The organism is Streptomyces sp. NPDC004752 (assembly GCF_053601275.1).
The window spans coordinates 39,909-51,713 of the sequence record NZ_JBSGBN010000034.1 but is presented as its reverse complement, the minus strand read 5'-3'; the positions used below and the strand labels follow the sequence as shown (position 1 = coordinate 51,713).

General features: G+C 69.8%; 16 protein-coding genes. 10 read left to right on the top strand and 6 right to left on the bottom strand.

Going from position 1 to position 11,805, the window contains the following annotated elements; translation table 11 throughout:
* Positions 1-5: 5 nt before the first annotated feature.
* Both ACWEKM_RS16745 and ACWEKM_RS16740 read right to left on the bottom strand, forming a co-directional pair.
* A complete protein-coding gene (locus ACWEKM_RS16745; protein ID WP_451621911.1) occupies positions 6-890 on the bottom strand; it encodes a DUF3558 domain-containing protein in 885 nt (294 codons plus the stop codon).
* A 116-nt stretch (positions 891-1,006) separates the two neighbouring features.
* Positions 1,007-1,870 (bottom strand): DUF3558 domain-containing protein, encoded by an 864-nt coding sequence (locus ACWEKM_RS16740; RefSeq protein ID WP_451621910.1) that lies wholly within the window; start codon positions 1,868-1,870, stop codon positions 1,007-1,009.
* Positions 1,871-2,096: 226 nt separating this feature from the next.
* On the opposite strand from ACWEKM_RS16740, the gene ACWEKM_RS16735 reads away from it, so the two are divergent.
* Positions 2,097-3,290, top strand: a complete 1,194-nt coding sequence (locus ACWEKM_RS16735; protein ID WP_451621909.1) for an RtcB family protein — start codon at positions 2,097-2,099, stop codon at positions 3,288-3,290.
* Positions 3,291-3,415: 125 nt separating this feature from the next.
* Here ACWEKM_RS16735 and ACWEKM_RS16730 read toward each other — a convergent pair whose 3' ends face one another.
* The gene (locus ACWEKM_RS16730) at positions 3,416-3,913 is read right to left on the bottom strand and encodes a MarR family winged helix-turn-helix transcriptional regulator (protein ID WP_451621908.1); all 498 of its coding nucleotides are present in this window, start codon (positions 3,911-3,913) and stop codon (positions 3,416-3,418) included.
* Positions 3,914-4,055: 142 nt separating this feature from the next.
* Positions 4,056-4,526 (bottom strand): hypothetical protein, encoded by a 471-nt coding sequence (locus ACWEKM_RS16725; protein ID WP_451621907.1) that lies wholly within the window; start codon positions 4,524-4,526, stop codon positions 4,056-4,058.
* A 119-nt stretch (positions 4,527-4,645) separates the two neighbouring features.
* Between ACWEKM_RS16725 and ACWEKM_RS16720 the strand changes: the two genes are divergently transcribed.
* The 3 genes from ACWEKM_RS16720 (at position 4,646) to ACWEKM_RS16710 (ending at position 6,005) form a co-directional block, all read left to right on the top strand.
* A complete protein-coding gene (locus ACWEKM_RS16720) occupies positions 4,646-4,984 on the top strand; it encodes a YnfA family protein (protein ID WP_451621906.1) in 339 nt (112 codons plus the stop codon).
* A gap of 86 nt (positions 4,985-5,070) precedes the next feature.
* Complete coding sequence (locus tag ACWEKM_RS16715; RefSeq protein ID WP_451621905.1) at positions 5,071-5,847, top strand: SDR family NAD(P)-dependent oxidoreductase; 777 nt, start codon at positions 5,071-5,073, stop codon at positions 5,845-5,847.
* Complete coding sequence (locus tag ACWEKM_RS16710) at positions 5,847-6,005, top strand: hypothetical protein (RefSeq protein ID WP_451621904.1); 159 nt, start codon at positions 5,847-5,849, stop codon at positions 6,003-6,005. The genes ACWEKM_RS16715 and ACWEKM_RS16710 overlap by 1 nt, the downstream gene beginning before the upstream one ends.
* A gap of 101 nt (positions 6,006-6,106) precedes the next feature.
* Here the strand turns inward: ACWEKM_RS16710 and ACWEKM_RS16705 are convergent, their stop codons facing one another.
* On the bottom strand, positions 6,107-6,520 hold the full coding sequence (locus ACWEKM_RS16705; RefSeq protein WP_451621903.1) for an ATP-binding protein: 414 nt from the start codon (positions 6,518-6,520) through the stop codon (positions 6,107-6,109).
* Positions 6,521-6,771: 251 nt separating this feature from the next.
* Between ACWEKM_RS16705 and ACWEKM_RS16700 the strand changes: the two genes are divergently transcribed.
* The 3 genes from ACWEKM_RS16700 to ACWEKM_RS16690 are packed head-to-tail and all read left to right on the top strand — an operon-like array spanning position 6,772 to position 8,022.
* Positions 6,772-7,620, top strand: coding sequence for a helix-turn-helix domain-containing protein (locus tag ACWEKM_RS16700; protein ID WP_451621902.1), 849 nt, complete (start codon positions 6,772-6,774; stop codon positions 7,618-7,620).
* Positions 7,621-7,631: 11 nt separating this feature from the next.
* Positions 7,632-7,838 carry a hypothetical protein gene (locus tag ACWEKM_RS16695; RefSeq protein ID WP_451621901.1) on the top strand — a complete coding sequence of 69 codons (207 nt, stop codon included), beginning with the start codon at positions 7,632-7,634 and terminating at the stop codon, positions 7,836-7,838.
* Positions 7,831-8,022 (top strand): hypothetical protein, encoded by a 192-nt coding sequence (locus ACWEKM_RS16690; protein WP_451621900.1) that lies wholly within the window; start codon positions 7,831-7,833, stop codon positions 8,020-8,022. The genes ACWEKM_RS16695 and ACWEKM_RS16690 overlap by 8 nt, the downstream gene beginning before the upstream one ends.
* Positions 8,023-8,179: 157 nt before the next feature.
* Here ACWEKM_RS16690 and ACWEKM_RS16685 read toward each other — a convergent pair whose 3' ends face one another.
* Positions 8,180-9,022: an AraC family transcriptional regulator gene (locus tag ACWEKM_RS16685; protein WP_451621899.1), complete on the bottom strand. Its 843-nt coding sequence runs from the start codon at positions 9,020-9,022 to the stop codon at positions 8,180-8,182.
* Between the two features lie 108 nt (positions 9,023-9,130).
* On the opposite strand from ACWEKM_RS16685, the gene ACWEKM_RS16680 reads away from it, so the two are divergent.
* From ACWEKM_RS16680 to ACWEKM_RS16670, 3 genes are all read left to right on the top strand, one after another.
* The gene (locus ACWEKM_RS16680) at positions 9,131-10,216 is read left to right on the top strand and encodes an LLM class flavin-dependent oxidoreductase (protein ID WP_451621898.1); all 1,086 of its coding nucleotides are present in this window, start codon (positions 9,131-9,133) and stop codon (positions 10,214-10,216) included.
* Complete coding sequence (locus ACWEKM_RS16675; protein WP_451621897.1) at positions 10,213-10,884, top strand: FMN reductase; 672 nt, start codon at positions 10,213-10,215, stop codon at positions 10,882-10,884. Before ACWEKM_RS16680 ends, ACWEKM_RS16675 begins: the two co-directional genes overlap by 4 nt.
* 151 nt (positions 10,885-11,035) lie before the next feature.
* Entirely contained in the window at positions 11,036-11,797 is a 762-nt protein-coding gene (locus ACWEKM_RS16670; RefSeq protein WP_451621896.1) for a response regulator transcription factor, read from the top strand.
* The last annotated feature ends 8 nt before the right edge of the window (positions 11,798-11,805 follow it).

Below are 11,805 nucleotides of genomic sequence, written 5' to 3'. Positions count from 1 at the left end.
GTCGGTCAGCTCTTCTTGGCCGACTCGGACGCGGCGGGCGACGCCGACTTGGAGGGCGACTTGGACTCCGACTCGGACGCCGACTTGGAGGGCGACGCGGACGGCGAGCCGCCCCCGTCGTTCGCCGACGACACCGCGGCCACGGCCTCCTTGGCGGCCTTCTGCGCGGACTTCGCCAAGTCGTCGGCGTTCGGGGTCTTCTCGCCGGCCAGGCCCGCTCCGTTGTAGTCGAGGGTGATGACGACGTTCTCGACGCGGGTCACGACCGTCTGCTGCTTGAAGGCGCCTTCCTTCTTCTTCAGGTCGTAGCGCACCGTGGTCGCCTCGTCGCCCGTCCCGGCGAGCGGCTGCGACGTGACGTTCTTGGCCAAGTCGACGGCCTTCGCGTCCTGGACCTGCTTGGTGTAGTACTGCTGCGCCTGCTCGTCGGCCGAGCCGCGGTGGGTGTCGGACTCGAAACGCAGCAGGGAGACGCTCAGCCAGCGGAACTGGGAGCCCTTCACCCCGTTGTCGGCCAGGCTGGTCCAGGAGCAACTGGCCCGGGACGAGGTGTCGTTCGAGCCGCCCTCCTTGCCCGACGCCGTCCCCTTCGGGACGAGTTCGCCGAGCGTCTTCTTCGACAGCACGGCGCACGACTCCGGCAACTTGCGGTATGCGGCGGCCTGAACGGTGGGCGAGGGGCTCACGGAGCTTTCGCCCGCGCTGCCGCTCGGGGACTGTGTGGCCTTGTCGGCCTGGGAGCCGGAGTCCGAGGAGCAGCCGGCGGAGACGAGGACCGCCGGAACGGCGGCCGCGCAGACAAGGACGCGGCGCAGCCTCCCCGCTCGCCGGTCACGCTGATCACGCTGGTCGTCTCGCTGGTCTGCTCGCTGCATGGTTCCTTCACTCATGACGCTCGTGTTCCTGCGTTCGATCGGGTCCGCGGGGCCACGGTACGCGGTGAATCAGTGGCGCGGTTCCGGTTCGCGCGCCTCGGGGAGCGCCCCGGAAGCGGGCGAGGGGGCCGTCAGCCGCCCAGCGAGTCGGCCAGTTGCGTGGCCAGATTTCGCGCCCTGTCCTGCATTTCCTTGCTGTCCGGGGTGACGCCGATGGTCGTCGGCTGCTCCGCGTACTCGATGGTCACGATCACGTTGGACGTGCGGAACACCACAGTCACCGTCCGCTGTGCGGCCGTCGAACCCGACCCGCCGAGCTTGTCGTCGAGGAAGGACTCGTCGCCCAGGTCGTCGAGTACGCGCGGCTGGAGATCGGGCGGGGTGGCACCTTCGGACGCGTCGGCCGAAGGAGAAGAGGGGGAAGAAGAGGAGGAGGGGGAGGAGCCCGAGGGCGAGGCCGAGGGCGAGGGCGAGCCGCTGGGGGAGGCGCCGGTGGTCGGTTCGTCGCCGGCCGTGGGCGCCGAGGAGGAGACGGACGCGCTGGGCTCGGGCAGGTCGGCCGCCGTCTGCCTGGCCGCGAACTGGTTCTGCGCCTGGCTGTCGTCGCTGACGGCGTTGTCGTACGACACGACCCGCTCGAAGTCGACGAGAAGGTGGTCGGTGGCGTCGGCGGAGTCGACCTTCCAGCGGCAGCCGACCTTGCGGTCCGTGTCGTACGTCAGTGTCGCGGTGCCCTCGTACGCCTTGGTCCGCTGGTCCTGGTCGGCGATCTGCCTGATGCCGGGCAGCAGGGAGTCGAGGGTGCCGCGGTCGACCGCGCCGCAGGGCTCGGGGAGCGTCCGGTACTTGCCGGGCTGGGCCGCCGCGGTCGCCGTGCCGGTGTCGCCCGGGTTCGCGTTGTCCTCCGCCCCCTTGTCACCGGACCCGCCGGTGCAGCCGGTCAGCAGCGCCGCGAGGAGAGCGGCGGTGCCGATTGCGTATGCCTTCCGCTGCACGGTCAGGGTCCTCTCGACGGTGTCGGTGCGTTCGGTCCTCCGGTGTCCCCGCTGGTCAATCGCTTGGTTATTCGCTTGCCGCAGCGGGGCGCCTCCTGGAGACAATGTGTATCGCACGCGCTGCCGTACACGCCGGTCCGTTGTCGCTTTTCGTCGATCTTGGCGTCTTATTTGCGGTTTGTCGCTTCTTGGGCTGTTGCTGAATTCTCGGGGGAATGAGGAAGATATGTCGTACGTGGAAATACCGGGCGCGAAGGTCCCCATCCGGCTGTGGACCGACCCCGCCACGGTCGAGGACGGCGCGTTGCAGCAGTTGCGCAACGTCGCCACGCTGCCCTGGATCAAGGGCCTGGCCGTGATGCCCGACGTCCACTACGGCAAGGGCGCGACGGTCGGATCGGTCATCGCCATGCAGGGAGCGGTGTGCCCGGCCGCGGTGGGCGTGGACATCGGCTGCGGGATGTCGGCGGTGCGGACGTCGCTGACCGAGAACGACCTGCCGGGGGACCTGTCCCGGCTCCGTTCGAAGATCGAGCAAGCGATTCCGGTGGGCCGGGGGATGCACGAGGACCCTGTTCATCCGTCCCGTTTCCACGGCCTGGCCACCGCACAGTGGGACGGGTTCTGGGAGCGGTTCGACGGGGTCGCGGACGCGGTCAAATTCCGGGCGGAGCGGGCGCGCAAGCAGATGGGCACGCTCGGCTCGGGCAACCACTTCTGCGAGGTGTGCGTCGACACGTCCGGCGCCGTCTGGCTCATGCTGCACTCCGGCTCCCGCAACATCGGCAAGGAACTCGCGGAGCACCACATCGGTGTCGCCCAAAGCCTTGCGCACAACCAGGGCCTGGTCGACCGCGACCTCGCCGTCTTCGTGGCGGACACCCCGCAGATGGCGGCGTACGAGCACGATCTGTACTGGGCCCAGGAGTACGCGCGGTACAACCGGTCGATGATGATGGCGCTCCTCAAGGACGTCGTCCGCAAGGAGTTCAAGAAGGCCAACGTGACCTTCGAGCCCGAGGTGAGCTGCCATCACAACTATGTGAGCCGCGAGCGCTACGAGGGCATGGACCTGCTCGTCACCCGAAAGGGCGCGATCCGCGCGGGCTCCGGCGAGTACGGGATCATCCCGGGCTCGATGGGCACGGGTTCGTACATCGTGCAGGGCCTCGGGAACGAGAAGTCCTTCAACTCCGCGTCGCACGGCGCCGGCCGGCGCATGAGCCGCAACGCCGCCAAGCGCCGCTTCTCCACGAAGGACCTGGAGGAGCAGACGCGCGGCGTGGAGTGCCGCAAGGACTCCGGCGTGGTCGACGAGATCCCGGGCGCCTACAAGCCGATCGAGCAGGTCATCGACCAGCAGCGGGACCTGGTCGCGGTCGTCGCGAAGCTGAAGCAGGTCGTCTGTGTGAAGGGTTGAGGCCGTGGACCGTTTGCGTGAAAGGCCGACGCCGTGGACCGTCTGCGTGAAGGGCTGAGGCCGAGGATCTTCTGCCTGAAGGGTTGAGGCCGTGGACCCGGGGACCCCGGTCGGGCGCCGGGGTCTCACCCGCCCGGCGGGGACGGTGCCCGGGTTTCGCGCAGCCGGTTGATCCGGTCGGTGCTGAAGGTCACCGTTCGTCTCATGTGGCGGATGATCGTGGTGAGTTCGGTGTCGTCCAGGTCCTCGAAGAGGGCGGACCAGCCGCCGCCCAGCCGCTCCCACATCCGTTCGAACTCGGCGATCCGCTCCGGGACGGCCGCCACCAGCACCCGCCGCCGGTCGGACGTGTCCCGCTTCCGGACCACATAGCCCGACCGCTCCAGCCGGTCCACCAGCCGGGTCGCCGACCCGGTCGTCAGCCCGGTCAGCTCCGCGACCCGGCCCGTCGTCACCGGCGCCCGCTCCAGTGTGAGCAGGTTCAGGCACTGGAGATCGGTGGGGTGCAGGCTCAGATGGTCGGCGGCGGCCTGGTTGAACAGGGCGTACGAGGCCAGATACCGGCGGGAGACGCTGGACAGCTCCGCCAGCAGCCGCGCCCGCGCGCTCCGGTTCCCGGTCATACACTCCCCTTCATCCGCTTGGTTCGCTTAATTCACTTAATTCGCTTAAGCCCGATCCGTTTCTTCCCTGCCGTTTTTTCCCTGCCGTTTCATCCGCTTCCTTCCTCGCGCGCCGTGCGTGCACCCGGGCCGCCCTACCGGATCAGAACGAGTACGGGTCCCCGGTGGCCAGGATCAGCAGCCGTCCCCGGTCGTTGGCCCGGTTGCGGTCCACGGTGCCGCCGCTCCACACCGTGTCGAGTTCCACCGTGACCTCCGCGGGCCGGCCTCGTAGCCTCAGCCCGAGCCGGATCTGCTCCCCGAACCAGTCCGCGGCCAGCGGTCCCGTTCCGCACACCAGCTGCCGCTCGCCCGTGCGCGCGCACCCGGCGGGCAGCTCCAGCCGGTCCGCGAGCGGTACCGACCAGCTCAGCTGCACGCTCGCCCCGGGCACCGCGGACGGCCCGTGGTTGAGCGGCGTGAACCAGATGTCGACCCGGTCCCCGGTCAGCACCGCCGACCCGTGGTAGGCCAGGTCCGCCTCCGGCACACCGGCCGCCCCGGCGGGCCCGGTCGCGGCGGCCACCGCCAGCGCGGCGGCGCCCCACACAGCAAGCACCCTCGTCCTCCGCATGCCACCCACTCCGTCGTGCGATCGCGTGTCACGTCATGGCGTACCCAGGGATGTATCCCACGTGGAGCGAGCGGCAGGCGCCGTCCATCAGGTGACACCGTGCATGCCAAGCTGCCCTCATGCTGATCCTGCGCTCCGCCGCCCTGTTCGTCGTAGCGGCCCTCTTCGAGATCGGCGGCGCCTGGCTCGTCTGGCAGGGCGTCCGGGAGCACCGCGGCTGGTTGTGGATGACCGGCGGCGTGCTCGCCCTCGGCGCCTACGGCTTTGTCGCGACCTTCCAGCCCGACGCCCACTTCGGCCGCATCCTCGCCGCATACGGCGGGATCTTCGTGGCCGGCTCGATCCTGTGGGGTGTGGTCGCCGACGGCTATCGGCCCGACCGCTGGGACATCGCCGGCGCGCTGATCTGCCTCGTCGGGATGGCCGTGATCATGTGGGCGCCGCGCGAGGCCGGCTGATCCGTCGCCCCGGCACCGCGCGGTGGGCGGCAGCGGCCGTCACCTACCCTGGGCACAGCACCGCACGCCCGCCCGAGGAGCAGCCCATGGCCGCCGCCGTACCGCCCGTCGCCTCCCGCATCGCCGTCGTCACCGGTGCGAGCGGCGGAATCGGCGCCGCCACCGCCCGTGTGCTGGCCGCCGCCGGGTACCGGGTCGTCCTCACGGCCCGCCGCAAGGACCGTATCGAGGCGCTCGCCGAGGAGATCAACGCGGCCGGGCACGCGGCGACGGCGTATCCGCTGGACGTCACCGACCGGGCTGCCGTCGACGAGTTCGCGACCGCCTTCACGACGGTCGGCGTGCTGGTCAACAACGCGGGCGGAGCGCTCGGCGCCGACCCGGTCGCCACCGGCGACCCCGCGGACTGGCGCACGATGTACGAGACGAACGTCATCGGCACCCTCAACCTCACCCAGGCGCTGCTCCCCAAGCTGGAGGCGAGCGGCGACGGCACGGTCGTGGTGGTCTCCTCCACCGCGGGTCACGGCACCTACGAGGGCGGCGCGGGCTATGTCGCCGCCAAGCACGGTGCCCATGTTCTCGCCGAGACCCTGCGCCTGGAGATCGTCGGCCGGCCGGTCCGCGTCATCGAGATCGCGCCCGGCATGGTCAAGACGGAGGGGTTCGCGCTGACCCGCTTCGGCGGTGACGCGGAGAAGGCGGCGAAGGTGTACGAGGGTGTGGCCGAGCCGCTCTCCGCCGAGGACGTGGCGGAGACGATCGCCTGGGCGGTGACCCGCCCCAGCCATGTCAACGTCGACCTGCTGATCCTGCGGCCGCGCGCCCAGGCGTCGAACACCAAGGTCCACCGGGAGGGCTGATGTCCGAGGAACCTTCGCCGGAGCGCGCCGCCGAGAAGCGTCGGCTCGCCCAGGAGACGAAGAACGAGCGTCAGGTCTGGTACTTCCTCGCGTACTTCCTCTTCGGCATCCACATCATCGCGTTCGTGATGATCTACGCGGTCCGCCACGGCCACTGATTCTTTCCCAGTAGGCGCCCGTCGCTCGCTGTGATTGAGATGACGAGGCAGCCTGACCCGCGCAGCCTTCCGTCCTCTCCCTGGCCGACGGCTCCGCCTGGTCAACCGCCCGGGTGGACAGAGAGGCCCGCGATCACGGACGTTCCGCGCGTGGGGCGGGGCCGGACGGTCCAGGCGGTGGCGAGGCTTTCGACGAGGAGCAGGCCCCGACCGCTCTCGGAGTCGATGTCCGGGTGGGCCAGAGCGGGCTTGCCGGTACCCGGGTCGGAGACGGCGAGCCAGTAGTGTCCGTCGGCGGGCCACAGGACGAGTTCGATGAGGTCCTCGTCCTCCTTGCAAGCGCCATGACGGACGGCGTTGGTGACCAGCTCCGAAGTCAACAGGCCCAGGTCGTCGCAGAGATGGGGCCGAAGGAAGTCCGGCAGCGATTCGGCGACGGCATGCCGGGCCCGCCGAACGGAGGCGGGGTGGGCGGGGAAGCGCCAGTGGACGGGTACGAGGGGGATCTCGGGCATGGCGAACTCCACGGCTGTGTGAGGGATTTGGGGTCGCCGGTGGCCTGCCGCCCTGGTCGCGTGCACACCCGTCCCAGGGCAGGCGGGCATGCTCGCGCGGTGCGCTTCCGGCGTTGCGGTGTGTGACTTGCGCGATACTGACAGTAGGGCAGGCGGTGGTAAATTTTCCACGCGCTCAAGAGAATTCACCACGGAGCGGTAAAGCGGCCTCCGAGTGCGACTGAGCGGGCCCATCGGATGGAAGGAACCCCATGCCCCCGAGGACGACCCCCACGGAACGGCAGAAGCGACTGGGGAGTGAGCTGCGGCGTATCCGTACCGTGGCAGGCATGTCCGCAGAGTTCGCGGCGGGCCTACTGGGTGTGGACCGAGGCAAGATCTCCAACATCGAGTCAGGAGTCCGGGGTATCAACGCCGACCGCCTGCGCACACTCGCCTGCAACTGCGAAGTGACCGACGAGGCATACGTCGAGGCGCTCGTCGAGCTGGCCCAGGCAAGTACAGGCTGGTGGGAGCGCTATCGAGGCATCCTGCCCCAGGGCCTGCTGGACATCTCAGAAACCGAGGCCAGCGCGGTACGTCTGCGGGGCGCGAACACCGTGCACGTACCAGGGCTGCTCCAGACCTCGGCGCACGCCATGGCCATCTTCCGTGCCGTCGTCCCGCAGCTTCCCGAGCATGAGGTCGCTCTCCGACTGGCACACCGTTCGGAGCGCCAGAAGGTGATCACTGGCGACAACCCGGCCCCGTACGTGGCCGTGATCCACGAGGCGGCGCTTCGCATGCAGTTCGGCGGACGAGACGTTGCCCAGGCACAGTTGGAGTACCTGCTGGAGGTCTCCGAGTGGGACAACGTCACCGTACTCGTCCTCCCCTTCAGCCACGGCGCCTTCCCCGGAGCAGGGCACACGGTCGTCTACACCGAGGGGCCTGTGCAGCAGCTCGATACCGTGCAGGTGGACAACTCTCATGGACCAGTCTTCCTGCATGCCGACGGCCAGCTCGCGAAATACCGTGCACAGCTCGACCTGTTGGAAGACTTGGCACTGTCCCCGGAGCGGTCCCGTGCCTGCATCCGCCAGATCGCCCAACAGCTATGAGGAGAAGCCAGATGGCCGACATCACTTGGGAAGCGCCGTTCTGCGGCGAGGGCAGCTCCTGCTTCCGCCTCGGTACCGATGCCGACGGCAACGGCTACATAGCCGTCAACGGCCAAGAAGACCACTACCTCACCGACTCCCTCGAAGTCCTGCGCACTCTCATCATCGACATCAAGGCTGGCAAGGCCGACCATCTGCTGAGGAGTACCAGTGCCTGACATCACCTGGGAAAGCCCCTTCTGCCAGGATGCAAGCAACTGCTTCCGCCTCGGTACGGACGCCGACGGCAACGGCTACATAGCTGTCAATGGCCAGGAGGACCGCTACCTCACCGACTCTTTGGAAGCTCTGCGTACCCTCATCGCCGACATCAAGGCCGGCAAAGCCGACCACCTGCTGTAGGACCACCAGCGCCCGACGCCGCCAGTCGGAACGTGGCGCAGGCACGGAGAATCGGCGAGCAGGGCCGCTGTGAGCTGATCGTGCGCGGGATCTCCCCTGCGCAGGGTGCTCACGGGCGCCGGAGGACGGAGCGGCGCCCCCGCCTTCGGGCAAGCCGTCAGCGGACCCCCGCCGCATAAGCCGCCGGAGGCACCCCCACCGTCGCCGTGAAGTCGCGGACCAGGTGGGCCTGGTCCGCGTACCCGAGGTCGGCTGCCAGGGCCGCCCAGTCCACCGCGCGCTCGGTCTCGGCACGCTCCAGCGCCTCGTGGATGCGGTAGCGCAGGATGACCCACTTCGGCCCGACCCCGACGTACCCGGCGAAGAGCCGTTGCAGCAGCCGTACGGACAGGCCCTCCGCGCGGGCGAAGTCCGTGACGCGGCGGATCGAGCGGTCGGTGCGGATGCGGTCCACCAGGGCCGTCGCGAGGTCGGCCTGCGGATCGGGCCGGGGGCCGAGGGAGAGCAGGAACGCGTCAAGGGCGGCGACGCGGGCGTCCTCGTCGTCCGGGTCGAGCACGGCCCGCGGGTCGGCGTCCGGCCAGACGGCCGGGAAGCGGACGCGGCGGCCCGTCCACTCGGCCACCGGGCGGTCCGGTGCGAAGGGCCTGAAGCCGCCGGGCCGGAACTGGATCCCGCAGACCCGGCCCCTACCCTCCAGTTTCTGGGTGAACAGCCCGAGCCCGACGCCCGCGATCTCCGTGAACGGCTCCTGGCCCGCGAAGTGCTGGAAGACGACGTTCACCGAGGGGTGCGGGACGACCTGGGAGGCGTAGGGCCGACCGAGGTCCGAGTCGATCAGCCAGTAGTGCTCAAGGTAGGGGCGCAGCGGCGATTGGGGTCTCCCCTGTTCGAGCGCGGCCGAGAGCTTGGGGAAAGGCTCCCGGCGGCGGAAGTCCACGTGCGCGAAGAGTTCCGCGGCATCGACGATGCCCCGGGTGTCACGGCGTGGGGTGGCCATGCCGCGATCGTAGGACGGGGCACCGACATTGGCCGGGGGAATAGCGAGTGGCGGACCACCGTTGGCAGGGTATAGTTGAACCGTCAACAACTTGGAGAGTGAGCGACCATGCAGTTCGGGATCTTCAGCGTCGGCGACGTCACGCCCGATCCGACCACCGGCCGTACGCCGACCGAGGCCGAGCGCATCAAGGCCATGGTCGCCATCGCGCTGAAGGCCGAGGAGGTCGGCCTGGACGTCTTCGCGACCGGTGAGCACCACAACCCGCCGTTCGTGCCGTCCTCGCCGACCACGATGCTCGGGTATGTCGCCGCGAAGACGGAGAAGCTGATCCTCTCCACCTCCACGACCCTGATCACCACCAACGACCCGGTGAAGATCGCGGAGGACTTCGCGATGCTCCAGCACCTGGCCGACGGCCGGGTGGACCTGATGATGGGCCGCGGCAACACCGGCCCCGTCTACCCCTGGTTCGGCAAGGACATCCGCCAGGGCATCGACCTCGCCATCGAGAACTACGCCCTGCTCCACCGACTGTGGCGCGAGGACGTCGTCGACTGGGAGGGCAAGTTCCGCACCCCGTTGCAGGGCTTCACCTCCACCCCGCGGCCGCTGGACGGCGTAGCGCCGTTCGTCTGGCACGGCTCCATCCGCTCCCCGGAGATCGCCGAACAGGCCGCTTACTACGGCGACGGCTTCTTCCACAACAACATCTTCTGGCCGGCCGACCACACCAAGCGGATGGTCGAGCTGTACCGGGAACGCTATGCCCACTACGGGCACGGCACGCCCGAGCAGGCGATCGTCGGGCTCGGCGGCCAGGTCTTCATGCGGCGCAACTCGCAGGACGCGATACGGGAGTTCCGGCCCTACTTCGACAACGCGCCGGTCTACGGCCACGGGCCCTCCCTGGAGGACTTCACCGACCAGACCCCGCTGACCGTCGGCTCCCCGCAACAGGTCATCGACAAGACGCTGTCCTTCCGCGAGTACGCCGGCGACTACCAGCGCCAGCTGTTCCTCATGGACCACGCCGGGCTGCCGCTGAAGACCGTGCTGGAACAGCTCGACCTGCTCGGCGAAGAGGTCGTACCGGTGCTGCGCAAGGAGTTCGCCAAGGGCCGCCCGGCCGATGTGCCCGAAGCCCCCACCCACGCGTCCCTGCTCGCCGCCGGGGAGGTGGCCGTCGTATGAAGCTCGTCGTCGTCTCGGCGGGACTGAGCGTCCCGTCCTCCACCCGGCTGCTCGCCGACCGGCTGGCCGCGGCCACCGCCCGGCACACCCCGGTGGACCTCCAGACCGTCGAGGTGCGCGAACTCGCCGTGGAGATCGCGCACAACCTCACCAACGGCTTCCCGGGCCGGGCCCTGTCCGCGGCGCTGGACGCGGTCGCGGGGGCGGACGGGCTGATCGTCGTCACCCCGGTGTTCACGGCCTCCTACAGCGGCCTGTTCAAGTCCTTCTTCGACGTACTCGACAAGGAGGCGCTGGCCGGCAAGCCGGTGCTGATCGCCGCGACCGGCGGTACGGCCCGGCACTCCCTGGTCCTGGAGCACGCCCTGCGCCCCCTTTTCGCCTACCTGCGGGCCGTGGTCGTACCCACCGCCGTGTACGCCGCCTCGGAGGACTGGGGCGCGCAGGGGCTGGCGGAGCGGATCGACCGGGCGGCGGTGGAGCTGTCCGCGCTGATGACCGGCCTGAAGGGGGCCGGGACGGCCACCGGCGGCGGGGAGGCCACCGGCGGCGGGACGGGCGCCAGGAGCGAGGCGGGTGCCGGGAGCGGGCCGGGTGGGCCGGACACCGCGGACGCCCTGCGAGTACTGCCCTTCGAGGAGCAGCTGGCGAGGCTCGGCGCCGCCTGACGGGCGCTCGGCTGCGCATCATGGCCGACGGTGAGAAGACGGTAGGCCGCGGCTTCGGGTTGCGTCCAGGACGGTGAGAGCCCGGTAAAAAGGGTGATCGTAGGCCCGCTCGGCGCGGCCGAACCGTCGGCGATCTTGGCAGACTGGGGGCGTGCCCCAGACTGTACTGCTCGCCGAAGACGACCGCGCCATCCGTCACGCCCTGGAGCGTGCCCTGACCCTGGAGGGCTATGAGGTGACGGCGGTCGCCGACGGAGTGGAGGCGCTGGCGCATGCCCACCGCACCCCGCCGGACGTCCTCGTCCTCGACGTGATGATGCCGGGCATCGACGGGCTCCAGGTGTGCCGGGTGCTGCGCGCCGAGGGCGACCGCACCCCGATCCTGATGCTCACCGCGCTGGTCGAGACCGCCGACCGGATCGCCGGCCTCGACGCCGGCGCCGACGACTATGTCGTCAAGCCGTTCGACGTCGAGGAGGTCTTCGCCCGGCTGCGCGCTCTGCTGCGCCGCACCACCCCGGTGACCGCGGGCGGCAGCGGCGGCAGCGGCGGTGGGAACGGAGTCGGGAACGGCGGTGGCAGCGACCCGGTCCGTGACACCCAGGTCAACGACCGCCAGGTGGAGGCCGCCGGGCTGCGCATGGACCTCCAGGCGCGCCGGGCCTGGCGCGGCAAGCGGGAGCTGGAGCTGACCCGCACCGAGTTCGAACTGCTGGAACTCCTGGTCCGCAATGTCGGCATCGTGCTCGACCACTCCACCATCTACGACCGTATCTGGGGCTACGACTTCGGACCCGGCTCCAAGAACCTCGCCGTCTACGTCGGCTACCTGCGCCGCAAGCTGGACGAGCCCGGCGCGCCGCAGCTGATCCACACCGTGCGGGGCGTGGGTTACGTGCTGCGGGAGGACTGAGTGGGCCG

Bases quoted from the DNA above. Each gene is read 5' to 3' on its own strand.
- ACWEKM_RS16705 (WP_451621903.1), bottom strand. From the start codon at position 6,520: ATGCCCGAGATCCCCCTCGTACCCGTCCACTGGCGCTTCCCCGCCCAC.
- ACWEKM_RS16745 (WP_451621911.1), bottom strand. From the start codon at position 890: ATGAGTGAAGGAACCATGCAGCGAGCAGACCAGCGAGACGACCAGCGT.
- ACWEKM_RS16735 (WP_451621909.1), top strand. From the start codon at position 2,097: ATGTCGTACGTGGAAATACCGGGCGCGAAGGTCCCCATCCGGCTGTGG.
- ACWEKM_RS16730 (WP_451621908.1), bottom strand. From the start codon at position 3,913: ATGACCGGGAACCGGAGCGCGCGGGCGCGGCTGCTGGCGGAGCTGTCC.
- ACWEKM_RS16715 (WP_451621905.1), top strand. From the start codon at position 5,071: ATGGCCGCCGCCGTACCGCCCGTCGCCTCCCGCATCGCCGTCGTCACC.
- ACWEKM_RS16680 (WP_451621898.1), top strand. From the start codon at position 9,131: ATGCAGTTCGGGATCTTCAGCGTCGGCGACGTCACGCCCGATCCGACC.
- ACWEKM_RS16695 (WP_451621901.1), top strand. From the start codon at position 7,632: ATGGCCGACATCACTTGGGAAGCGCCGTTCTGCGGCGAGGGCAGCTCC.
- ACWEKM_RS16685 (WP_451621899.1), bottom strand. From the start codon at position 9,022: ATGGCCACCCCACGCCGTGACACCCGGGGCATCGTCGATGCCGCGGAA.
- ACWEKM_RS16675 (WP_451621897.1), top strand. From the start codon at position 10,213: ATGAAGCTCGTCGTCGTCTCGGCGGGACTGAGCGTCCCGTCCTCCACC.
- ACWEKM_RS16720 (WP_451621906.1), top strand. From the start codon at position 4,646: ATGCTGATCCTGCGCTCCGCCGCCCTGTTCGTCGTAGCGGCCCTCTTC.
- ACWEKM_RS16725 (WP_451621907.1), bottom strand. From the start codon at position 4,526: ATGCGGAGGACGAGGGTGCTTGCTGTGTGGGGCGCCGCCGCGCTGGCG.
- ACWEKM_RS16700 (WP_451621902.1), top strand. From the start codon at position 6,772: ATGCCCCCGAGGACGACCCCCACGGAACGGCAGAAGCGACTGGGGAGT.
- ACWEKM_RS16710 (WP_451621904.1), top strand. From the start codon at position 5,847: ATGTCCGAGGAACCTTCGCCGGAGCGCGCCGCCGAGAAGCGTCGGCTC.